General features: G+C 59.6%; 20 protein-coding genes. 12 read left to right on the top strand and 8 right to left on the bottom strand.

The annotated features are described in order from the left end of the window. The first annotated feature begins 5 nt into the window (after window positions 1-5). Window positions 6-596: a peroxiredoxin gene (locus NKH02_RS04145; protein ID WP_352869851.1), complete on the top strand. Its 591-nt coding sequence runs from the start codon at window positions 6-8 to the stop codon at window positions 594-596. A 443-nt stretch (window positions 597-1039) separates the two neighbouring features. Here the strand turns inward: NKH02_RS04145 and NKH02_RS04140 are convergent, their stop codons facing one another. Continuing rightward, complete coding sequence (locus tag NKH02_RS04140; RefSeq protein WP_352869852.1) at window positions 1040-1234, bottom strand: hypothetical protein; 195 nt, start codon at window positions 1232-1234, stop codon at window positions 1040-1042. Between the two features lie 221 nt (window positions 1235-1455). On the opposite strand from NKH02_RS04140, the gene NKH02_RS04135 reads away from it, so the two are divergent. Both NKH02_RS04135 and NKH02_RS04130 read left to right on the top strand, forming a co-directional pair. Then, window positions 1456-2058 carry an NAD(P)H-dependent oxidoreductase gene (locus NKH02_RS04135; RefSeq protein ID WP_352869853.1) on the top strand — a complete coding sequence of 201 codons (603 nt, stop codon included), beginning with the start codon at window positions 1456-1458 and terminating at the stop codon, window positions 2056-2058. A 5-nt stretch (window positions 2059-2063) separates the two neighbouring features. Then, the gene (locus NKH02_RS04130) at window positions 2064-3950 is read left to right on the top strand and encodes a monovalent cation:proton antiporter-2 (CPA2) family protein (RefSeq protein ID WP_352869854.1); all 1887 of its coding nucleotides are present in this window, start codon (window positions 2064-2066) and stop codon (window positions 3948-3950) included. Between the two features lie 331 nt (window positions 3951-4281). Here the strand turns inward: NKH02_RS04130 and NKH02_RS04125 are convergent, their stop codons facing one another. From NKH02_RS04125 to NKH02_RS04110, 4 genes are all read right to left on the bottom strand, one after another. Further along, entirely contained in the window at window positions 4282-5109 is an 828-nt protein-coding gene (locus NKH02_RS04125) for a formate/nitrite transporter family protein (protein WP_352869855.1), read from the bottom strand. A gap of 65 nt (window positions 5110-5174) precedes the next feature. Further along, the gene (locus NKH02_RS04120) at window positions 5175-7496 is read right to left on the bottom strand and encodes an FdhF/YdeP family oxidoreductase (RefSeq protein ID WP_352869857.1); all 2322 of its coding nucleotides are present in this window, start codon (window positions 7494-7496) and stop codon (window positions 5175-5177) included. A gap of 237 nt (window positions 7497-7733) precedes the next feature. Continuing rightward, a complete protein-coding gene (locus NKH02_RS04115; protein WP_352876583.1) occupies window positions 7734-8750 on the bottom strand; it encodes an alcohol dehydrogenase catalytic domain-containing protein in 1017 nt (338 codons plus the stop codon). 105 nt (window positions 8751-8855) lie between these two features. Next, on the bottom strand, window positions 8856-9347 hold the full coding sequence (locus NKH02_RS04110) for a DUF302 domain-containing protein (RefSeq protein ID WP_352876580.1): 492 nt from the start codon (window positions 9345-9347) through the stop codon (window positions 8856-8858). 177 nt (window positions 9348-9524) lie between these two features. Between NKH02_RS04110 and NKH02_RS04105 the strand changes: the two genes are divergently transcribed. The 4 genes from NKH02_RS04105 to NKH02_RS04095 all read left to right on the top strand — a co-directional run bounded on the left by NKH02_RS04105 (window position 9525) and on the right by NKH02_RS04095 (window position 12417). Continuing rightward, the gene (locus NKH02_RS04105) at window positions 9525-9785 is read left to right on the top strand and encodes a hypothetical protein (protein ID WP_352869862.1); all 261 of its coding nucleotides are present in this window, start codon (window positions 9525-9527) and stop codon (window positions 9783-9785) included. A gap of 956 nt (window positions 9786-10741) precedes the next feature. Further along, complete coding sequence (locus tag NKH02_RS04100) at window positions 10742-11230, top strand: recombinase family protein (protein ID WP_502911003.1); 489 nt, start codon at window positions 10742-10744, stop codon at window positions 11228-11230. Continuing rightward, window positions 11223-11318, top strand: a complete 96-nt coding sequence (locus NKH02_RS34515; RefSeq protein WP_502911002.1) for a hypothetical protein — start codon at window positions 11223-11225, stop codon at window positions 11316-11318. The genes NKH02_RS04100 and NKH02_RS34515 overlap by 8 nt, the downstream gene beginning before the upstream one ends. 70 nt (window positions 11319-11388) lie before the next feature. Continuing rightward, window positions 11389-12417 carry an alpha/beta hydrolase family protein gene (locus NKH02_RS04095; protein ID WP_352869864.1) on the top strand — a complete coding sequence of 343 codons (1029 nt, stop codon included), beginning with the start codon at window positions 11389-11391 and terminating at the stop codon, window positions 12415-12417. A gap of 335 nt (window positions 12418-12752) precedes the next feature. On the opposite strand, the gene NKH02_RS04090 is transcribed toward NKH02_RS04095, so the two are convergent. Beyond that, window positions 12753-16193, bottom strand: coding sequence for an AAA family ATPase (locus NKH02_RS04090; protein ID WP_352876577.1), 3441 nt, complete (start codon window positions 16191-16193; stop codon window positions 12753-12755). A gap of 248 nt (window positions 16194-16441) precedes the next feature. On the opposite strand from NKH02_RS04090, the gene NKH02_RS04085 reads away from it, so the two are divergent. Genes NKH02_RS04085 through NKH02_RS04065 form a run of 5 tightly spaced genes read left to right on the top strand, consistent with a single transcriptional unit; the run spans window position 16442 to window position 21340 of the window. Continuing rightward, a complete protein-coding gene (locus NKH02_RS04085) occupies window positions 16442-16963 on the top strand; it encodes a conjugal transfer protein TraD (RefSeq protein ID WP_352876574.1) in 522 nt (173 codons plus the stop codon). Window positions 16964-16987: 24 nt separating this feature from the next. Next, window positions 16988-19033 (top strand): type IV secretory system conjugative DNA transfer family protein, encoded by a 2046-nt coding sequence (locus tag NKH02_RS04080; protein WP_352876572.1) that lies wholly within the window; start codon window positions 16988-16990, stop codon window positions 19031-19033. Window positions 19034-19044: 11 nt separating this feature from the next. Continuing rightward, window positions 19045-20133: an AAA family ATPase gene (locus NKH02_RS04075; RefSeq protein ID WP_352869868.1), complete on the top strand. Its 1089-nt coding sequence runs from the start codon at window positions 19045-19047 to the stop codon at window positions 20131-20133. Next, window positions 20130-20531: a hypothetical protein gene (locus NKH02_RS04070; protein ID WP_352731731.1), complete on the top strand. Its 402-nt coding sequence runs from the start codon at window positions 20130-20132 to the stop codon at window positions 20529-20531. Before NKH02_RS04075 ends, NKH02_RS04070 begins: the two co-directional genes overlap by 4 nt. 32 nt (window positions 20532-20563) lie before the next feature. Then, window positions 20564-21340: a hypothetical protein gene (locus NKH02_RS04065; RefSeq protein ID WP_352731729.1), complete on the top strand. Its 777-nt coding sequence runs from the start codon at window positions 20564-20566 to the stop codon at window positions 21338-21340. Window positions 21341-21759: 419 nt separating this feature from the next. Here NKH02_RS04065 and NKH02_RS04060 read toward each other — a convergent pair whose 3' ends face one another. Together NKH02_RS04060 and NKH02_RS04055 are read right to left on the bottom strand one after the other, a co-directional pair. Further along, the gene (locus NKH02_RS04060) at window positions 21760-22071 is read right to left on the bottom strand and encodes a hypothetical protein (RefSeq protein ID WP_352873118.1); all 312 of its coding nucleotides are present in this window, start codon (window positions 22069-22071) and stop codon (window positions 21760-21762) included. A gap of 56 nt (window positions 22072-22127) precedes the next feature. Then, window positions 22128-22451 (bottom strand): DUF736 domain-containing protein, encoded by a 324-nt coding sequence (locus NKH02_RS04055; protein ID WP_006205585.1) that lies wholly within the window; start codon window positions 22449-22451, stop codon window positions 22128-22130. Between the last annotated feature and the right edge of the window lie 636 nt (window positions 22452-23087).

The following is a 23087-nucleotide window of genomic DNA, read 5'->3' as shown; positions in this document are numbered from 1 at the left end:
GACCAATGCCCCCAGCAATCGTCCCGAATATCAGTTTTCACACGCGCGTGAGAAATGACGCCCTTGAAGGTCCTAATCCTTTTGAGTGGAAGACGATTACGTCGGATGAGATTTTTTCGGGACGCAACATCGTCCTGTTTGGGCTCCCAGGTGCCTTCACGCCCGCCTGCTCCGAAAGCCATTTGCCCGGTTTTGAGCAAAATTATGATGACTTTCGTGAAGTCGGTGTCGATGAAGTCGTTTGCGTTGCGGTGAACGATGCCTTTGTCATGTACCAATGGGCGAAAGCACGAGGCGTTCAGAAGGTTCGAATGCTCCCGGACGGTAATGGGGATTTTACGCGGCAAATGGGAATGCTGGTTCAACAAACCAGCAACGGCATGGGATTGCGGAGCTGGCGATATTCGATGCATGTCGTCGACGGAGAGATCCGCTCCATTTTCACAGAGCCAGGCCTTACTGACAATTCCGACGGATTGAGCGTGACGGTATCGGACGCAGCGACAATGCTCAGCTATTTAAGGGCCCATAACTACACAGCGCCACAAGTCGGGGAACGAGGTGCGGCGAACAGATTAACGCACGCGCCGCGGTGAGGTCTGCCACTTCAAGCTCGCCCTCAAAAGCGGAAAGCGTGTCTCGAAGGCGGTGCTTGGCCTTGCTTTTGACAACGGCCTTTGGGTGAACGAGAAGACTTGCCGCAGCTCTGGGTTCACAGAATCTGGCGCCTTTGCCGCGAGCGAACTCATACGCATCCAGCATCATCTGACGGGACGCCTCAGGGTTGCTTGCGAGCCGCAGTCCCGCGTCCAAATGCATGAGCTCGGCCTTGCACCAGCCGGGGTTTCACGGCGCGGGCTATCGTTTCACTGTCCGCGAGCCCGCCGCACACGATAAGGCAGTTATCGAACCGCGCACGGTCGCGGAACTCAAGCTCGCGTTGAATGGCTTACGGTCGCCAGCGTCGAACGCGTCTCCACATGTCTCCCCCTATTGCCGCCAGCGCAAAAGTGAATTGCTCTCGGATATGCGCCCGCCGTCACCGGCAGGTCTCCCGGCTGAAAGCTTCCATACGCGTCCTCCCGCTCGACCGAATAGCTGGCCGATCGCTTTCCGCCAAATCCCATCGCTCTGCTGCCTCCATCAGCATAAAAGCAAATTCGTCTTCATCGATGCCATCTGCTGCGTTGAGCATTGCGACAAGCGGATCGGAAAGTACCTCGTTCAAGGTCATGGGATTCATCGGTCTCCGTCGTTCGCTCCGGTTTAGAATGCAACCCAGGAATAGTTCTTGTCTGAAACGGTCGCATTGAGACGCGCACATGCAGAGGAAGGCCGCTGTTTTTCGACCGGATCGTCCAAGAAAGCGTGTTTGTCGACTGTACGGTGTCGCGCGAGCACAAGCTGTGATTTCGATGCGCTAATTCTTTACTTTGACCGACACAAGGAAGCCAGATGCGTGTCCTAGTTCTGTTTGCGCATCCCGCCCAGCGGAAATCCAGCATTAATTTGTCGATGGCCCGGGAAGCCAGAGGTGTCGAAGGCATCTCCTTCGTGGACCTCTATGCAGAGTATCCACGCTTCGACATCAATCCCGATCGAGAGCAAGTTCGCTTGCTCGAACACGATCTGATTGTGCTTCAGTTTCCAACATTTTGGTATTCGACCCCTGCCATTTTGAAGGAGTGGCAGGATCTGGTTCTCGAGTACGGCTTCGCCTATGGACCGACAGGCCGAAAGCTCGAGGGGAAGTTCTTGCTTATCGCTACGACCACCGGGGGAAGCGATGGGGACTATTCGCGGTCAGGGGGAAACCGGCATCCGTTCGGCCAATTTCTTCTGCCGCTTGAACAGACCGCGTCGCTATGCGGCATGAACTATCTTCCCCCCTTCGTGCTCCACTCGGCCAACCACATCGACAGCCCCTCGGCGCAGGCTCACATCGCGGCCTATCGCACCCTCCTTGGGGACCTGGTTCAAGATCGCTTTGACCTGAAGTCGGGAACCGCGCGTGAAATGCTTGCCCAGGTGACACGTTCCGGCGACATGGGAGCCTAACTTCTGTGGAAAGCCTTGCAGTATATGCCTTTGGTTACCTGGCCGCGGCCGTCGTGGCCGTGATCATTTCTCATCGCATCGGGCTCGGTTCTGTTGTCGGATATATCGCAGCAGGCGTCATCGTCGGACCGGTGCTGCATTTTTCCGATTCGGCGTCAGGATACCTGGAGCACTTTTCCGAGTTCGGCATCGTCATGATGCTGTTCCTGATCGGCCTCGAGATCGACCCGCAGATGGTCTGGCGCTTGCGCACCAAACTGGTCGGGCTTGGAGGACTGCAGGTGCTTGCGACGGTCATCGCCGTTTGCGCTGTATCGGCTGCATTTGGCTTTACCTGGCAACAGGGCGTTCTTTTCGGCTTCGTCGCTGCGCTATCTTCGACGGCGATCGTTCTGCAGACGCTGAAGGAACGCGGGCTGTTGGAGTCAGACGGCGGGCGCTCCAGTTTCGCGGTCCTGCTCTTTCAGGATCTCGCAGTCATCCCGATGCTTGCGCTTATCCCTCTGCTGTCCGTGGGATCGGCGGTCGGTCCACAACATGTCACCCAGGGTCTCCTCTCGAACTTGCCAGCCTGGGCCTCCGCGATCCTGACCCTGGCCACTGTCGCTTTCGTTGTTGCGGGCGGTCATTTTCTATCGCGCCCGGTGTTCAGAATGATCGCAATGCTGGGCCTGAGGGAGGTCTTCACCGCCGCAGCCCTCTTGCTGGTTGTTGGGATTGCCGTATTGATGATGTCAGTCGGACTTTCCCCGGCTCTCGGGGCTTTCTTGGCCGGCGTCGTGCTCGCAAACAGCGAGTTCAAGCACGAGTTGGAAAACGACATTGAACCGTTCAAAGGTCTCCTGCTCGGCCTGTTTTTCATGACGATCGGTGCCAAGATCGAGCTCCGGGTGCTGTTCGAAAGCTGGCCATTCATCCTAGGGGCTGCGGGCCTGTTGATTGTCGTTAAGATCGCAGTGCTTTTGCCCCTGGCCTGGTTGTTTCGATTAAGGTCTTCGGCCGGATGGTTGCTTGCCCTCGGCCTGGCCCAGGCCGGCGAGTTCGGCTTTGTGCTCCTGTCTATCGGCGAGCAGGCTGGTCTGCTCACGTCATCGCTTTCATCGGTCGCGGTCCTCATCATCGCACTTGGCATGATCCTCACGCCAGGTCTGTTCATCGTCTTCGATCGCCTGGTGGTTTTGCTGGATCGAAGGGACATCGCCAAGCGACCCACAGATCATCCCGACGAGGGGACCATCATTGTCGCGGGCCTGGGACGCTTTGGGCAGATCATTACCAGAATGCTGCTTGCTAACGGCTACAAGCCAGTGGTTCTCGATTTTCGAGCAGACGTCGTGGACAACCTGCGCAAGTTCGGAATTCAGTCTTTTTTCGGAGATGCCGGTCGACCGGATCTGCTGGAATCTGCCGGTGTCGGAAACGCGAAGTTGCTGGTTGTCGCCATCGACGACACCGATCGCGCGGTAGAGATAGTCGAACATGCACGCCGGGCAAACACGCGGCTCAAGATCATTGTTCGTGCCTATGATCGTCTTCATCATTACCGGCTGGAGCACGCGGGCGCCGATCAGATCGTGAGGGAGGTCTTCGCGAGCTCGGTCGACACAGCCGGGAATGCGCTCCAGTTTTTGGGCATGCACCCCTACGAAGTCGAGAAAAGAAAACAGCTGTTCGTCAGGGAAGATCTTGCCGGCTTGGGTAAGATGGCGCCGCTTTTCGATGGCGTGACGCCGGTCGCCGACAATCCGGACTTTATCGCCGGCTTCAACGATATCGGAAAGATCATCTCCAACGCAATGTTGGGCGACAGAGATGCCTTCGAGGAAGCGGTGGCACGAGGATGGAGCCCGCCTGAACTTGAGAGCAGCCACAGCCGGTCTAAGAAACGGTGACGCCGGAGCGTCGATGGGCCTTTGGACTCGCTCCGGGAGGGATGCGCCGAGCGTTCGTCGGCCGTGGAGAACAGGTTCTGTCCCACTTCCGCATTCCGCGATGCGGCGTTCGCATACATATTTAGCAATGGCGAATCGTCGGCGACAACGCGCTATGCCGAATAGGGACTTGCTGCCAAAGGCAACCTTGGCGACGAGGCGCTTGCATGGGGGATGGATTGTCGGCTGCTCGGAGAGCCACTTGCGGCATGATCGCCGACGGGGGCGGGGCGCATCCTTGGCCGCCATACGCGCGGTTAGCAACGCGGGAGTGGAGGTTATCTCGATCCGATCATCGCGGACTGCCTTCTTCGCGCGGTATAAGCGTTGCGGGTGCCGGCTCGAACGAGACGTGTCGGCTGCCGTTGAACTGGATCCAGTAGCCGAAAGCCATGAAGATCGAGCCCCCGAGCAGATTGCCCACGGTTACGCAGAGCAAGTTATGCGCAGCCGCCATCAGCGACAGGGAATCAGGGCGAGGGCCAAGAAGCGCCATCGAGAACGCAAACATGTTCGCAACGGAGTGCTCGAAGCCAGCAGCGACGAAGATCGTGATGGGCCAGAAGATCAGCATAATCTTGGCGGCAGCGTTCTCGGTGCGACCTGCCATCCATATCGCCAGGCAGACCAACCAGTTGCACAAGACGCCCTTCGCAACCAGTTCTGCAGAACCTGCCGAGAGCTTGCCCTCGACGACCGAAAAGAACAGAGATCGTCCATCACCCAGTATCACACCACCGCCTGCCGCGTAGAGGAGCGAGGCGAGCAAAATAGCACCGACCAGGTTGCCGCACCACGATGCCACCCAGACAAGCAACACATCGGATATCCTTGCTTTGCCGGTCAACACCGCCAGCGGCATGTACATCGCAGTCCCTGTGAAAAGTTCCGAACCGGCGAAAACGACGATGGTCAGGCCAGACGAAAACACGATCCCCATGACGAGATGCGCCCAAGCCGGATCGACATGTGCGCCGGCCGTGAACATGAGAAGATCGCCGAATCCGATGTAAACCCCGGCCATCATCGAGCCCACGAGGAACGCTAGGAGCCTACTTCTGACCAAGTCAACCTTATGGGCGCCAGCCTGCGCAAAGCTAATGACTGTATCGTCGTACATGTTCGTCTGCTCCGTGAAAGGGAAATCAGGAATGTGCCCCGGCTGCGTTTGATAAAGTCACGGCTTTAACCCCGACAGGCGACGTCGACAAAAAGAGCAGCTTTTTCGACCGTCACCGGAGCGCCCTTATAGGCAGGCGTACCAGACTGGGCGTCAAAGTCCGAAAGAGCGATGATCCGGTTCATTTCGGGATAATAGCCGGCAACTGATCCGGTCGGGATGTCGTACTCGATGGCAATGAAGCCGCTCACAACCCTTCTCGGTGCAGCCGGATCGTGGTCTATGCCAATTACGTCGACCTGGTCACCCTGTGCAAGTCCACGGGCCGTCATGTCGTCCCGGCTCATGAATACGACATCTCTGCGCCCGAAGACACCGCGATAGCGATCGTCCAGATTGTAGACCGTGGTGTTGTACTGTCCGTGGCTGCGGATCGTCGTCATCACGAGACTATCGGGACCGGTCATACGGCGATCCTCTTCCAGTCCTTTTGCGACGAGGAAGTTTGCTTTCCCGTTCGACGTCTTCCAAACTCTCTTGGCTGCCGGAATGCTGAGCCGAAAGCCGCCAGGCTTCCTGACGCGACGGTTGAAGTCCCGAAAGTCCGGAAAGACGATTTCGATCTTGTCCCGAATCCGGTCGTAATTTCCGACCAGCTCGTCCCACGGAATTCCGTACCTGTCTCCCAATGTCGCTTTTGCTATTGCCGCAATGATCGCCGGCTCCGACATCAGCGTGTCCGTCGGCGGTTTCAAGAAGCCTCGGGAGGCATGAACCATCGACATGGAGTCTTCAACGGTGACCGACTGCGGTCCGGAAATTTGCATATCCTGATCGGTCCGCCCAAGCACAGGGAGGATGATTGTGGTTTTAGCGGTGAGGAGATGTGACCTGTTCGGCTTTGTTGCCAAGTGGACAGCGAGATCAAGCTTGCGCATGGCCGCGAACGTCCTTTCGGGATCGGACATGGCGACGGCAAGGTTTCCGCCTAGACAGACGAGCGCCTTCGAGGCGCCGGCTATGATTGCTTCGATGCTCTCAACCGCATTATGGCCCCTGGCGGACGGCGGCCGGAATCCGAAGGCGCGCTCCATCCCGTCGATGAGGTCTTTGTTCGGGATCTCGGTGATGCCCACCGTCCGATCACCCTGCACGTTCGAGTGACCTCGTAGCGGACATATCCCAGCGCCTGGTTTGCCGATATTGCCGCGCAGCATAAGGAGATTTGCCAGCTGCTGGACAACTTCGGTCCCGGTTGCATGCTGGGTAATGCCCATGCCATAACAAATAATAACCCGTTTGCTTTGTATATAAGCATCGGCGATCGATTCAAACGCTTCCTTGGCGATGCCAGACTTCCGGCAAATCTGATTCCATTCTGTGGACGCGGCGTCGCTGCGAAGCTCATCGATGCCTGAGGTATGGATCAAGATGAAATCTCGGTCGAGATGTCCGTCTCCACCGGCGGCGAGATCTGCCTCGTCCCGCTCGACAACGAGCTTGATGATACCCTTCAGCAAAGCTAGATCGCCGCCGGCCTTCACTTGGTGGTAAGCCGAAGCAATCGGGGTCGACGTTAGGGTCACCATCTCAACGGGGTTCTGGGGCGCGGCAAACCGCTCAAGCGCGCGCTCCTTCAACGGATTGAACACCAGGATGGGAACCCCCCTGCGGGAGCAATCATGCAGCGTTGTCATCATCCTCGGGTGATTGGTACCCGGATTGTGACCGATGCTGATGATCAGGTCGCATTCGTCGAAGTCACTCAGTTCCACCGTCCCTTTACCGACGCCGATGGACTTGGGGAGCCCAACCGACGTCGCCTCATGGCACATGTTCGAACAGTCGGGAAAGTTGTTCGTCCCATAGGCTCGCACGAAGGTCTGGTAGAGGAAAGCCGCCTCGTTTGACGCACGTCCGGAGGTGTAGAATTCTGCCTGATTGGGATCGGAGAGGCCTCGCAGGGACGCTCCGATACGGCTCAACGCATCGTCCCAGGCGATCGGGACAAAATGGTCGGTTGTGGCATCGTATAGCATCGGGCTCGTGAGACGGCCCGCATCTTCAAGCTTGTGATCTGTCCAGGTCCACAGCTCGGAAACCGTGTGACTTGCGAAAAACCCGGGATCGGCTCGCTTTTTCGTGGATTCCCACGTTATCGCCTTCGCCCCATTTTCGCAAAACTCGAATGCCGAGGTGTGGTTGGGATCGGGCCAAGCGCAGCCGGGGCAATCGAAGCCATCTGGCTGATTGGCCCGCAAGAGAGCGTGAACGCCGCTAAATACCACCTGCTGCTCTTTCAACGTGCGAGCAAGGGCCTTCAAGGCACCCCACCCGCCCGCCGGCGCGTCATATCGAACGATGCCCTCTGGATCCTTCTCACTCATCAAAGTGCCCCAACTGTTGAAGATGGCTAATTGCCCACGACCATGAGCGCTCGATTTCGAAAATACGGTGCGTGATCGGGACGCGATTGTACGATCCGCTACCTGCGGCTCGACAGCGGTACTCACTCGCACGTGAGAGGGCATCGGACGATAGAAAGAGGCGACGCCGGCGGGATGAATCGGCGGCGTCGCCTACATACGTTTGCCGAGGGAATATCCGCCGGCAGATGCAAAGAATCACATCGTCAGGACGATGCGGAACTTCGCCCGACCGGCCATCATCTTCGCGTAGGCGTCGATCGCGCTTGCGAGCGGCATCTCTTCGATGATTGCATTGACGCCCTGGAGCGCGCTGAACTTCAACGTCGTTTCGCTCGTGCCCGGATCGCCCGTCAGGGCGCCTTGGATCGATCTGCTTCCGAACAGAAGCACGTTGGTGGGAACCTCGACCGGCTCCGGCGTGGCCCCGAGCACGATAATCTGACCGCGGGGACGAATTGCCTTGATTGTATCCTTTGCAGCCGCGCCGCCTGATGCCGTGGCGAGCACAAGATCAGCCCCGCCGAGCTCAAGGAGCGCCTCTGCGACATTGCGCTTCGACGAGTCGATGTAGTGGTGTGCGCCAAGCCTCATGGCCAAGGCGCCGACGGCTTCACTTCTTCCGATCGCAACCACCTCATACCCCATGCGACGTGCATATTGGACCGCAAGATGACCGAGGCCACCGATACCAAAGATCGCGACCCGATCACCAGGCCGTGCATTCGAATTGCGCAGAGCGCTGAATGTGGTGAGGCCCGCGCAAAGGAGCGGTGCGGCCTCTACATTGGAGAGGTCGTCGGGAATGAGGACGAGGCCTGTCTCCTTTGCAATCATATATTCCGCGTAGCCGCCATCCAGTTGAATGCCGGTGAACTCTTGGTTCTCGCAATTAACGAGATGGCCCGAACGGCACTGTGAGCAGTGGCCGCAGCTCCCACCCAGGAAGCCCACGCCAACGCGCTGTCCGGACTGCCAGCCTTCGACGCCGTCGCCGACCACATCGATTTTTCCGACAACTTCGTGGCCCGGCACGCGCGGCCACTGGATGGGGAAGGCACCTTCGACGGTTGCGCCGTCCGAGTGACACACGCCGCAGGCCTCAACCCTGACACGGACAAAGCCGGCCGGCGGATTGCGGAGTTCCTTGCGCACGAACTCCAGTTTTCCAGGCGAGACGGCCTGGCATGCGAGATATGTTGTAGGTTGCTCCATTGCGTTCTCCAGTTCGCGATCGAAACTGGGCGAACCATGTCAAATACCCGAGGGGAAAAATTGTATCTATCGGTACTTTCCGCCCGGCCAGCTTTCCCCAAGACGTCACGAAGCCGCCTCGACGAGGATATTCAAAACCTTCTGATCGAGCGCTCGCGCGACTTCGAGGGCCGGCTCGGATGAATAACTCTGCAGGCAGCTTTCCATTCGATCATAGGCCAGCTTCACTAAGCCGCCCTCCTCGTAAATCAAGATCGTCACGGGGGCATATGAGCCCGCATGTGGAACCGCAGCAACCATCTGACGCATGATAAGCGGGTTGCCAGCGACGATCCTGATTATTCTATAGGCTGCGGGGTTCCCATCCTTGCCGAGCGCGTCGCCCAGGTCATAAGTCGCGAACTCCATTAAGCCAGACGATCCGATCGTCGACTTGATCCGCTCTGAAAACCGAAGAAAGTCTTTTTCGGCGAGAATCTCTTCCAACGACAACCGATCCGTTCGTCCAATTCTCTCAAAAATTCGTTCCACGACGGTGTCAAAATCCACTTTGGACTCGATCACCTCGCGCTCTATCGCATTTTTGGAGTTCGTCATCTGTCTGCCTCCTATTCTATGCGGGTCATCCTTCAGGACGGCCGCCCACCAACCGGGGGAAGCAGATCTGAGCACCTGCCGACGCTGAGGTTATTGTAGATTTCGGGCCTGGGACGAACGCTTAATGAATTGAGTGCCGTTCGCCGGAGTGGCCGGATCGTGCAATACGGAGAGGGCATGCGCGGCCGATTTCTCGTGACCGCGCTCAGATGCGGATCAAACGCCGTCAACCGGAAGAGGAGAGACAATCGTGCCAAGATGGTCGATCAAAAATCGACTGAGGACGCTGTTGCGGGCTACAAAGGTCTGCTGCCCGGCGACGTCAAGAAGCGCGCCGGGTTATACGAGCCGTGCCCGCGCGAGAATGAACGCCTGGGCGAGGGTCTCCTGGAGACCTTTCCGGCAAGCGATCCACTCGCCTCCGGACGGTTTGACTGAAACCCTGCAACTAGGAGAACCCAGATGGACCATTTCGCCGAATCTCGCCGTAAAGCACCCCTAAGACGGGCTTGTCACACGCTATAACCAGGGGCCAAGTTATTGATATGTCGATATAAAATCGAGTTCCATAAGATAGATTATGCGACTTTCACCAGTGTAAGTTAATATTTCTCCACTATTCAAAGTATGAATAGCTCGCGTTTCGAGTCTTCGAGCAATCACCTAGAGGAACTAGATCAAGTGTTCTGGCGGTCACTCTTACTCTAAGTCTCGATACGACGGATCGATATTACCAACCATCACCTCACCGCCCGATAAAACTGGACGGAAGACTCTGAACGCTTCTGAGCGGCGCGGGATTGCGGAGCAAATGGGCGTCCGGAGCGAGATCGAGCTACGTCCGGACAGGGAGTCGACGCACGAGCAAACTCGGGCCGACGCCAGGCGCAGCGGCCGAGCATCGAGGCCGAAAAAATGGCCGAGGATCCACGCCAAGTTTCATCGTCAGACCATCGGGCACATACATTTCGCCTGTCTGCTTGCGATCTCGCGCGCTTCGGCTTGTTGTTCCTCAATGGTGGCCAGTGGCTCGAAAAGCAGGTTGTTCCAGTCTCATGGATCAAGATATGGCTATCTATGGTGGATTGCACCGTCTGGTGGTCCGTTCGGGGCGGATGCTTATTTCGCGTTGGGATCGGGGACAAGGGCTAGCAGTGATGCCCATCTATAATTTGGTCGTTGCCCAAATTATAGATGTGCACAAGGGGGGGGGTGGACGTCTTGGTTCCAACCATTTCGCGCAGCTTCTTAGGCAGATCGTTGCTACCTCGCATAATTCCTAAAACCTGCGACAGATCGGCCGTCCCCTGAAAATCAGGGGGTTTTTGTGTCGCATGTCTTTGTCGCAAGTGGTAATTGTCCTTGCGACATAACTTGCGAGGAAACCCGCCACGATGATGATTGGCTATGCCCGGGTCTACACCCAGGGCCAGGACCTCGACCAGCAGCACGCGGCGCTTGGCGCGGCCGGCTGCATTCGCCTCTTTGAGGAAAAGGTTTCCGGGGGAAAGCGAGACAGGCCCGAGCTTGTGAAGCTCCTCGACCATTTGCGCCCCGGCGACGTGGTGACGGTCACCAGGCTAGACCGCCTCGCCCGATCGACGCGCGACCTTCTCGATATTGCCGAGCGGATCAGCGAGGCCGAGGCCGGCTTGCGATCTTTGGCCGAGCCATGGGCCGACACGACGACGCCGGCCGGCCGCATGGTGTTGACCGTGTTCGCCGGCGTTGCGGATTTCGAGCGATCCTTGATCGTGGAGCGCACCAGCGGGCAGGATCGCGGCCAGGGCACGTGGAGTGCGGTTCGGTCCTTCCCCTGCCCTATCGGCCGACCAGGTCACGCACGCCCGTCAGCTCATCGCCCAAGACAAGCCAGTGACTGAGGTTGCACGGCTCCTGAAGGTGCATCGAGCAACCCTTTATCGGGCGCTAAATAGTGTGGAGGGATGGCCAGCCGCCTTTGTCGAGTGAATGAAGTACGGCGGGACTTCAGCATTGGTTTTATGATGATAGGTTTCCGACCTGCAAGAAAGGAGAGAAAATGTTCCGTTATCTAGCGCGCCGTTATGATCGTAAGCACGTTCTGAGATCATTAGAACGCCAGAGGCGTATTCATGATAAGGCGATTCCATTTTCTCGCGATGGCTCTGACGCATTGGTCTTCAATGAAATTTCCAAGGGCGAGATGTTTTTCGCGACGATATTTCCAGCTGTTCCGTTAAGGGAAGAATCGGATAGTGTTATCTTCCAATCTGATATTTCAACTGAAGATCAGGCGAACAATACGTTCGAATGCGTTGTTACCGACAGTGGATTTAAACAACATGCGCTTGTTGTGTTTCATCATTGGTATGCTCGGAACCGGTATCCGCGATTTTCCAAATACTTCGCTAGAAAGGGCATAACGGTTATTGAAGCTACACTTCCGTATCATTTTGGGCGAGCTTCGAATGACTATTCGGAGGAAAAACTTTTCAACGCGAATTTAGGGCGCACCGTCCAGTCGATGAGACAGGCTGTCCTAGATGGTCGTAAGATTGTTCGTTGGCTTTATAGTCAGGGGTATCAGAAAATCTCGGTTGTAGGGATGTGTTTGGGTGGCACTGTTGCGGGTCTCGTTGCTGCCCAAGAGCAGAAGGTTGATAAGGCGGTTCTCATGGTATCGCCGGGAAGCCCTGCTGATCTCGTCTGGACTGCGGAGACCATGACGGCCTTACGTGGTCGTATTGAATCGTCCATGTCACTGGAAGGGCTAAGAACCGCTTGGGGTCTCATCGATTTAGAGAAGCATCTTTTCGGCCTTACACGTCCTCGTCTGGATTTGATGTTCTTGCTCGGTAAGGACGATACGGTTGCGCGCCCAGGAGGCTCTGAGCGTCTCATTGAGTTGCTGGCGAAGTGCAATCTTCCACCTGAGGTCGTGCGGCTGAATTGTGGGCACTCATCTATTGGAATGTTCCCCTTCAATTTGATCGCGGCTCGGAAGGTTCTTCGTTTTTTGAAAGAAACCCCGACCCTGTCAGAGCTTTGGGAGGTTCGCGGGTTTCGCTACGACTTTAGCGAAGTTTGAGCTATTTGATGGCTCCGCGCCGGATCGCGGCCAGGGCGCGCGGGATGTGGTTCGGTCCCTCCCCCAACCAGGTCGCGCATGCGCGACAGCTCGTCAACGACGATTTCAAGCCGGCCGAGGTCGCCCGGCTCCTGAAGGTGCATGGCGCGACCTCAGCCCTCTCAGTTCGGCCGAGAGTACAAGAGCATCTTTGGCAACTCCCCGAATGCTGATCTGCAGCTCTGAACTGTACCGGGCCCATTTGTGACAATGAACGACCACCTTGCTTAAAGAGTAGTCATTCGCCGCGGCCTGCGACGCCGACGGGATAACGCAGCCGGCCCCACGGCGCTTCCCTACTGCTTCAGCCGTGTCGACTGAGATTCGCGCGCTGCAAGACGTTCAGTTTCGGCCTCTTGTCTGGACGCGACTTCACCCGATCGGGCTGCGGAATAGAGAGCCGCGGCCTCACCCAACCTGACCTGATCGGATTTCCGCACGGATGGATGTTCAAACGATTTGCCCGAGGCTGTCGCACGAGCGATTTCGCGTGCGCCGTCTTCACCGAAACGGACTTCAATCGATTTCTTGAAGGTGGCGATCTCCCGTCTGACCTCCTGATCGGCTGACACCGCCTTGAAGGCTTCGGCCCGCTCGCGATCATCCTTGGCCATTGCAATTTTTTCCAGGGCAGCTTTCGCCCGATCAGAAACATCTCTCACCTCAACCGCGTCAGCCTTGAGCTGCTTTTCGACCTGGGTGCGATAGGATCGTTCGGCTCGGTTCTCGAACTCGGCGGTCCGGACAATGTTCGGGCCAATCGCGGCGGCAGCCTGTTCAGCGGCGGTCCGCTCTTCCCGCGCCCTGGCACCGGCGAAGAACCCTTCCCTGCCTCGCAGCTCGCCGACCAAGCTGGTGTCCGCCGATATCCGTTGTGCAGCACTTGTCGGACCGTCTCGAGCAATGATCTCGTCGAGACGCTGCGCCGCCGATTTCGGATCACGGTAGGCGGTCTCCAGATAGATTGAGCGAGCCTCGCGCTCGCGCTGTACATCCGCATCGCGACTGACAGCAGCGGCGATGCTTTTTTCGTCGATCGATCGCCCAAGGCTGTCGCGGCGCACGCCACCAGCAGCCACATCCTGGAACGCAGCTATCAGTACCCTGACGTCCGCTGGCCGGCCGGCTGCGGTGCTGCGCGACCGCTCTTCATTTCTGCCATTTGGAACAGCCTGCCGATCTTCGGTTCCGCTTGCTACGACCCGATCATCGGCTGACCCGGGACGATCGCTGCCTCCTGCCTCTTTTGACTTCTGCGCCACGACGGGCTCAGGCGTCCCGCCTCGATGCTCAGGCCGACGCTGGCCCTCCGCGTCCTTGGCAATGGCGCCGGACTGCATCTCCGGTGTGCGCGGATCAGCCTGACGCATGTCCACCCGTGCTTCTTCAACAACTGAAGCCATCGGCTGCTCCTCTTGTTCCCTGCTTTGGTGAGCTTTCCCAACTTGCGACACTGGCCGGGCGTTCTCCGCCGCCCGTTCCTCGTCCAGCTTCGCCCGTTGTTCCGCGCTGAACTCGTCGCGTGTTGCATAAGCCACTGACGCCGACTTGATCTCGTTGCGACCGATCTGCCGGGCGAGCTGCCGCAAATCCCGGGCGGTCTGCGTCGCTACGAAGATCGTCGCGCTCTCACGCTGCCTAGTCAGCGCGACATAGCTCGAGGCGGCGCGCCAGTGATGCGTGTGCATGAGATAGGTGTGGTCAAGCGTCTTGCCCTGGCCCTTGTAGATCGTGCCGGCATAACCGTGCCGGAAGCCATTGAACTCCGAAGCATACCATTCGACCTTCCTGCCCTCCCGGCCCGCAGCTGCATCGAGCGAGACACTGATGCGGCCAAAGTTCCGGTCAATGCTGGTGATCACGCCGGCATTGCCGTTGTAGATGCCGGCGCCCTTCAGCGTATCCGTGAACTGCACCCGGTCGCCGACAGCGAATGCAGCCTCGCCGTGCTTGGTCGTAAACACAGAATCCTCACCGAACTCACCACGCTCGCGACGCACCGCGCGCAGATCCTTGTTCAGCGCATCGACATCCTTGTTGGTGTAGGCGAACACGAACCGCGATGCCGACGGATTCGAAGCAGCATCCCTGGCCCACCGCTCGACCAGTTTTTCTCGCAATTCATCCTGCTTCGACGTCCACACCACCGCCTTGTTTCGCGCGAAGGCTCGCAGCGCGTCTTCGAAGCGACCGTCCGAAAGATCGCGCGCCGCCTCTCTCTGCCAGTCGACCTTCTGACGCGTGACCTGGGTGATCTCGGACGATCCGTGCTCCTTCTTCAGCTCTGTGAACAGCCCGCCGCGCTCGATCGAGCCGAGCTGCCGGTCGTCGCCGGCCAGCACAACCTTGGCGCCCGAAAGCCGCGCTTCCCGCAACAACTCGCCGGTCACCTTGGCGTCCATCATCGCTGCCTCGTCGACAACAACCAGCGTACGATGGTCCCACTGCGCGCGGCCGTTCTTCAATCGGAACAGTTCGGCATGAACGGTCGATGATCGAGCAAACCCGTCCTCCTTCATCGTCTGCGCCACCGCGTTGGTCGGCGCGAGGCCGACCACGCGATAGCCGGCCGCTTCATGCGCATCGCGGATCGAACCAAGCGCAAAACTCTTTCCCGTCCCGGCACGCCCCTCAATTATTTTTAGCCCCCCGGACCCCGTCGCATGATCGAACGCAGACAACTGATCCGGCCGCAATTCCTGCACGGACACGAGCCGCTCGCGCGCCCTTGCCCCGACATCGCGATGGGACCCTCCGGCCACGCGCCGTGCATCGGCAAGCGCCAAAACCTCCTGGTCGCGCACCGCCCGCGTTGTCCAGCGTCCTGCACTCTCGCCTGTATCCCGGTCATGCAGCGCGAGCACATCGTCACGCCCGAGCACTTTGCCCTTAACCTCCGCCCGTTCGCCCTCATCGCGAATGTGCTTTTTCAGATGCCGGTCGAGATCGTACTCGGAAAAACTCGCCTGGTTGCGCGTGAGCACTGTGAGCACATGTTCAGGATCGCGCGCCGCTTCTTCGTTCGCCCGCCTGATATGCTCGGCCCGCACATTGACCTCCGCGCCCGGCGTGCGCATGCGGATCGGTCCGATGTGTTCCTGTGGCACCGCGCTGGTCGCATCCACCCGGATCGAAAGCCCCTGTTCGGCAAAATAGCGGTTCTGATGATCGCGCCACAGCGCGCCCCACGCTTCGCCCTCCGCCACGATCGCCCGTCCCCCGCCCCGCTTGATCACCGGATCGAGATCGCGCGCCTTCTTCGCCGCAAACCCGCCCTCGCCCAGCCGCCGCGTCGTGATCAACAAATGCGCATGATAATTGGCCCGCTCGCCCTCGCTCTCCGCCCCATGCGGCGCATGGACGTCAAGCTGCACCGCCAGCCCCTTCGAGACAAAATGTTCCTGCGCAAACGACCGCGCCAGCTCCACCCGGTCGTCGTGATCAAGCTCTTGATTGGCCGGCAACGCCAAGACGAGTTCCCGCGCCAGTTGCGCGTCCTTGCGCTTTTCCATGGCCTCGGCCGCGTTCCATAGCGCATCGCTCGACGCCAGCTCTGACGGCGCGCCTTCCGGCAACAGCACCTCATGATGCTCAGGCGCCTCGCGGTGCTTGAAGTAAAACACCTCGCCGGTGCGCTGCGCCTTGAGTGCCTCGCGGCCGTTATAGGCGGCCGAGCGCACCGCGCTGCCGCCGTCGGAGCGTGAGATGTATCGGGCACGTGCGAAAGCGATGGCCATTGCCGCAGAATGCCATCACCAGCGCGCCGCCGCAAGCAAGCATTCGAAGAATGCATATTGCGTCTGCAATAATCCACAGACCGTGAATCGACAATCAATTGGCGATGTGGCAGACCCCATAGCGGCGGAACACGCCGAAGGTCCCGGTTGCATCCGCCGGCATATACAAAAGGGGGTTGAAGAGACGCGCCACGGCTGGCAAAGTCCCCTCGGGCTTGGCGGACGGAGAAAAGACGGAGATTCTCGTCATGGCCCGCACCTCGCTTGCCGAACGCATGAGCCGCTTGGAACAGCAGCGGGCGAAACTCGCCGAGCAGGAAGCAAAACTCAAGGCGGACGAACGCAAGCAGCGCACCCGCCGCCTCGTTGAAGCCGGAACCCTCGTCGAACGGGCCGGATTATTGGACCTAGAGGAAGCGGCCCTTTATGGTGGCTTGTTGTCGCTTGCCAATGACGCGGGCAACAGCGCAAAAATTACCGAGTGGATCAAGGCTGGCAAAACCGCGCTCGCTGGAGAAACAATCGGCAATGGCGCAACAAACGAACCGTTGACCCTCACCTTCCCCGCTCCGCTGCCGACCCCATTCGCGACCCGCCTGCGCGGCGCCGGCCTGCGCTGGAACAAAGTCATGCAGCACTGGGAAGGACTGGCGGAACACGACGCCGTCGCAGCATTGGCCGCGGAGCAGAACGGCACCCTACACCGCGTTCATTCCACCGCGCCGTCCAATCGGGAGCCGGATCGCGGCAGGAAGTCTGAACGCTCATAGCGCCGACGCCGAGGAGCCAAAAAAATGTTCGGGCGGCTGTCCTATGATCTCGTCAAGACACTGTTCAAGGCAACCTTCGCCATCCTGCCGCTCGTCATCTGGTACCCGGCCTGGCGCTACGCGCATGCTCTGTGGGGCGGCGCCTTGCTCGACTGGCATCGCACGGGTCTGTCGCCGGCATCGGTGATTTACAGACTTGGTTACGCGGCATGGCCATCGATCGCGCTACTCGGGCCGGCCATTACAATGGCGGCGGCTCTGCTGCTGCGTCGATCCGGCATGGTGCTGCCCCTCACTGCCATCGCCGGCGTGTTGGGCATGGCCGCGGCAACGGTTTTCACCGTCTGGCCGGAAGCGACACGACTGCTCGGCTACCGATCAGACTTTGCCTGGTCCGCCATTTTGAACGCAGCCGACATGGCCATCTTTTATGCCGGGGTTGTCGGCTTTCTCGCGACCACGGCCGGCGTCAGGATGCTGATGGGAAAATCGCTGCACGCCCAAAGCGTCAAGCCGGTTGAGCGTGCCTCCTCTGACATCTTTGGCCACGCGGACTGGATGGACATTCGCGAGTCACAAAACCTGTTCGGTGGTTCGGCCAAGTCGACAGCCAATCCGCGCTGCGGCGTCGTCATCGGCGAAGCCTACCGCGTCGATCAGGATGCGCCGGCCCGGCGCGGACAAAAGTTTGATCCGCGCGATCCAAAAACATGGGGCAAGGGTGGCAAGTCGCCTTTACTCACCTTTGATCTCTCCTGGGGCGGCACCCACGGCCTCGTCTTCGCCGGTTCGGGCGCCTACAAAACCGTCTCCGTCTGCGTGCCGACGCTGCTCACCTGGCGCGCCTCAATTGTCACCCTCGATCCCTCCTCCGAGCTGGCGCCGATGCTGACGGGCGCACGCACGGCGATGGGCCGGCGTGTCATCTCAATTGATCCGATGACGGGCAGCGGAGCCTTCAACGCGCTCGACTGGCTGACAAAAAGTTCGCCGCTCATCGATGGCGACATCCGCTCGGTCGTCGACTGGATCTGCGGCGAGAAACACACCGCCACCCGTGATGCGCCGCACGGCGCCTCGGGCAAGGCCTTCTTCGAGGGCCGTGGCAAGGCCATCGTCGAGACCCTGCTTTCCGACATCGTCTTCGACAAAAATCTGTCCGACGACAAACGCAATCTCGTCACTCTGGCGCAACGGCTCGCCTTGCCGGAGGCAAAAATGCGGAACGAGCTAGCACGCATTTTTGAACACTCCTCCTCGCATCGCGCCCGCCATCTCGCAGGCCAGTTGATGGGGCTGGTCGCCGAGACGTTCTCCGGCGTCTACGGCAACATGAGCGAGCAAACCGAATGGCTCGCCAATCCCGCCTACGCAAAACTGGTGTCGGGTAACAGTTTTCGCACTGCTGATCTGGTCGCCGGCAAGCTCGACCTCTTTATCAACATCCCGATGAAGGTGCTGGAATCGACGCCGGCGCTCGCCCGTGTCGTTGTCGGATCCCTGCTCAATGCCGTCTATGAGGCCGACGGCGTCTTGCCGGGCGGGCGTATCGTCTTCCTACTCGATGAGGTCGCCCGCCTCGGTTACATGACCTCACTGGCCCGCGCCCGCGATGCCGGCCGCAAATACGGCATTACGCTGGTCATGCTCTATCAGTCCGAAGGCCAGCTGCGCGAACAATGGGGCGATGGCGGCAAGAGCGCCTGGTTCGAAAGCGCTTCCTGGCGATCCTACGCCGCGATCGGCTCGCTCGAACAGGCCCGCGCTGTCTCCGAAGCGCTGGGCGAACATGGCGTCGTGCTGAACTCCGAGACAAAAAACCGGGGAAAAAGCGCAAAGCCGCTCGAGATCGGCACCGCCTCGACCGGCGCCTCGGAACAGCGCTCCGAGCGTGGCAGACGGTTGGCGACCGTCTCCGAAATTCTTGCCGATGCCAGAGCCGACGAGCAGTTCGTCTTCGTCCAGGGCCGAAAGCCGTTGCGCTGCGGCAGAGCGATTTATTTCCGCAGGCCGGAAATGGTCGCCAAGGTCGAGCGGAACCGTTTCGCGCCCCAAGCCGCGTCGGGTTGAGGCGGCAAGAGATGCAGCGCATTCTGGCCCCGATTATCCCTGGCCTTGCCGTCCTGATCGTCGTGCTCGCCCTGCTGGAAACCTATTCCGGCGTCATTCTTATCGTCGCGGTTATCGTCATGGGCTGGCGGCTGGCGCATGCTGCAAAGCATGGCGTGCCGGTATCGCCGAAATTCTCGAAGGGTGAATGGGACGCGCAAGCAGGCGTTGAACGGAAACCGGCTCTGCCGATCCGTGCAGCAAGACATCGGCCGCTCGATGACGTGCTGGCCGAACTCGACGCCATGACCGGGTGGCGCTCCGTCAAGGATGAGGTCAAGAAGCTGGTCGCGGTGCTGCAGGCCGAGCAGGAACGTCGGCGCCACGGCATCAACGCCGCACCCCCAAGCCTGCACCTGATCTTCCTCGGCAATCCAGGGACCGGAAAAACAACGGCGGCGCGTCTTATGGGCGAGATTCTTTTCGCACTCGGCCTGCTCAGATCCGGCCATGTCGTCGAGGTCGACCGCAGCCAGCTTGTCGCCGGCTATATCGGACAGACCGCAATCAAGACACGGGAGGCGGTCGAGGCGTCGCTCGACGGCGTGCTGTTCGTTGACGAAGCATATGCATTGGCCCCCGAGGGCCAAAATAACGATTTTGGCCGCGAGGCGATCGACACGCTGCTGAAGCTGATGGAGGATCATCGGGATCGATTGTGTGTCATCGCCGCCGGCTATACCGGTGAAATGCGCCGCTTCCTCGAAGCAAATCCCGGCCTGCGCTCCCGCTTCACCAGGACAATAATGTTCGAGGACTATTCGGCTGAAGAGCTGGCGGGGATTTTTCGCAACCTCGCCAACCGTGAAGGCTTTGTGCTCGACGCCCCGGCCGAGAACTCGGCTAACCTTGCCTGCGTCCGCATCCAACCAGAGCGTGGAGACGATTTCGGCAATGCCCGCGCAATCCGCACGCTTTGGGAAAGCACGCGCGAGGCGCAAGCCATGCGTCTTGCTACCCACGGCATCGGCAGTGCTGGCCGCGACGCCATCATGACCATCGAGCCAGGTGACATTGCGGCGGCGATAGCATCACACGAGCGGCAGGGATCAACTACATGACGGCTCAAACCCTCCTCTCATCTGTGCGAGCCACGCTGGTGCGCTGGCTCCAACTTGTTCCCGCCCTGTTCCGGCGCGATCCGCTGTTCCGCTATGCCACGATCGCCGCCGTTCTGGCTTTGATCTTTCTGGCTATTAGTATTGTTCGGGATGTCGCCGGCAATCGCGACGGCCCCGTTGCCGGCGCTGGAAAGAACGCCGGCACGCCGACGTCGACTTCGGAAAAATTCGAACAGGGCAATGCATCTACAGCCGCAGGGTCGCGGACCCAACCGCCCGCGCCTGGATCAACCTCGGAGCCGGCTCAAGACCATACGCCTGCTGTCGCTCCAGGCCGGCCGCTGCAAGGAATAAAGGTGGCGCCCGCGCCGCACGACGATTTTGGAACCGTACCGTAGGAAGGATCATCCCCATGATGCAAAGAAAAAGCGTGGGCAGGCTGGCGCTCGGCATTGCAATCGCAGCGTTGAGTTTCGTTGAGGGCTCCGGCTTTGCCTTGGCGCAAGACCAGCAGGCAAACCAGCAGCAATTGGACCGCATCGAGCAAAAACTCGATCGAATTATCGAGCATCTCGGCATCCCCGGACAGGACGGTGCGTCGGCAAAGAGCAACGGCAGCTTGCCCGCCACCGGAAACGATGGCGCGAAGAAGCAGGCTTCCTCCGAAGCCGGTGCCAGCCAAGGTTACCAGCGGGGCGCGCTCGCCATCGCCCGGGTTGCGCCGGCCAAAAAAGACGATCTTCCAGAGATCCCTGCCGACAGCGTCGGCAGCTTTGTCTATATCGGCGGCGCCATTCCCCTCAATGAACTGTCGCGCAAAGGTGTGCTCTACACCGGCCTCACCTCAGTCGAACTCCAGGGCTGGCTGAAGGTCGCAGAACCCGGCCGCACGCAACTCGCCGTCGAATACCGCGCCACCACCGGATCCAACGTTTTTGTCAATGCCGGCTGCATAGCCTCGCTGTGGCTCGAAGATCGCTCGATCGGCTCCCAGCATGGTGAAATTCCGATGCCGGCCAGAGAGCAAAAAAGCGTCTCCTTCATCTTTGGCGCCGATCTTCACCCCGGTCTTTACAAGCTTCGCGCCTGGCTGGCCTGCACCGAGCCGCGTGACCTGCATGTTCTCAATGCCCAACTGCTCATCAAGACCCCCGCCGACATGAACCTGCGCATGATCGACAGCGGCGAATTGCTGCACCAGGGGTAGCAAAAGGTCATGGCGAGAACCAAAAAGCACCACAGCCGCCGTCAATCAGGGTCCGTCGAAACGGATGAACGAGGTTTTGAAAAGCCGATGTTCCGCAGGCCTGGCTTCAACGGGTTGTGTCTTTCGGTGAAATGGAAAAGAAGCTCAGCAAGCAAACGCCCAAAAGCCGCGAGATGCGCGGGCTCGCCGCGAACAGCTTGCCGCCATGCTGGGTCTGTCGACGGGCGTTCTCGCAATTCCGCGATCGCGGAAATCTCGGTTAAGCGCTCCCGCCCGTCTGCCTGTCGACCGTCCGCACCGGCCGATAGGCATTGGTCTTCAGCCACGCTTTGCATAAGAAAAGGCCGGCGACGGAGCGATCCGTCACCGGCCTTTTGGGCGCGTTCGCCTAGCCGGGCTCATTGAGGCGTTTCAGGAATTCAGCCAGATCTCCTTCGCGGGGCGCCCGGGCTAGCAACAGGCACCTTGTCTTTGATGAGTTTCGCCGCGACAACCGCCGGCAGTGGCATGAAGCAATAGCCGTGAGCGACGGCTGCGTCGTGAAGATCTTGCAGCGTCTCGAACGCGTGATCGTGGGTGCCGAGCCAGAGCGCCGGGTCGTCGGTCACGTCGTGGGGGAACGCCTGCAGGAAATAGGTCCGAAGCGGCGGGTCGTAACCGATGACAGCGTCTGGATCCGAGCGGCCCTGTCTGGTGGCGGTGCCAGTGACGGTGATGGTGTAGCGGCTCATTGCAACCTCCTTTTGCCGGTGGCGAGCCGACCCTTGCGGGGCCGGCCACCGATGCCTCACTGGGGGTTGTTCCAGAGGATGACCTTCTTGTTCTCCTCGCCGCCCGGGGCGGGTGCAAGATTGCCGAAGATCACGCCGATCTCGGGGGCTTCCAGCTTGACCGAGAGGTACTCCTCGCCCGAACGCTGGGAGATGCGGTGCCAGCCGGCTCCGATCTCGAAGCCTGTGCGCTTGTTGACGATCCGGTAGTCGGGCGCGTCCTCGCGCGACTTGTTGGTGTTCGGGATGAGGGTGATCGGGGCGTTGACCCGGAGCGTGGCAAAGACGCCTTCCATCGAGCCGTCGGCCTTGGTGGTGAGGTTTGCGATCGTGGTGGCCATGGTAGTTCTCCTTCGGTTGCATCGGGACCATTCCCGATGGCGCCAAAGGAGAGGGCCGTCCTGCTGCGGTCATCTCGGCGAAAATTCTGGAAAATTCTGTTTGCCGAAAAATAGCGGGCAGGCCCTTCGCCTGCCCGCGGACAAAAACAGAAATCGAATTTTCCTGAATTTTCGCCGAGTGTACCCCCAACGGGGGTTGACCGCACAAAGCAGGCGGTCGTCTACAAAGGCGACATGAAACGGGAATGGCCCCGGATGCGGCAGATGGAAAAGAACTCAGGCCGCCATCGCTTGGCCGACGCAACGCTGCCGGATCGAAGGAACAGGCTTACCCCGCCAGCCTCTCGGGTCATGTCGTCGGCATCGCCAACACATCGAACAGCAGCATGGCGCGTGAACCGCCTTGCGCGTTCGGTATGGCGGCACAGCGGTTTCGAGATCGAAGCCGGCTGGCAGCGAACTTCACGCCCCACGGTGGCGATGCCTCGCAGCCAGGTTGAATGACCAAGCAAGCCAGGATGTACGACACGCTGCACCCGCTTCAGATGCGAGACGGGCAAGATGATTGTCCTGCACAACGCCCTGCGGCTCTGCGCGTGGGCCGGTCTCGAAAGGGGCCGGCTCCGGCCGTTCATA

The sequence above is a fragment of the Mesorhizobium sp. M1396 genome, from assembly GCF_040317725.1.
Classification (GTDB): Bacteria; Pseudomonadota; Alphaproteobacteria; order Rhizobiales; family Rhizobiaceae; genus Mesorhizobium.
Note: the sequence above shows the minus strand (reverse complement) of the source record. Positions and strands in the feature narration are given on the sequence as shown.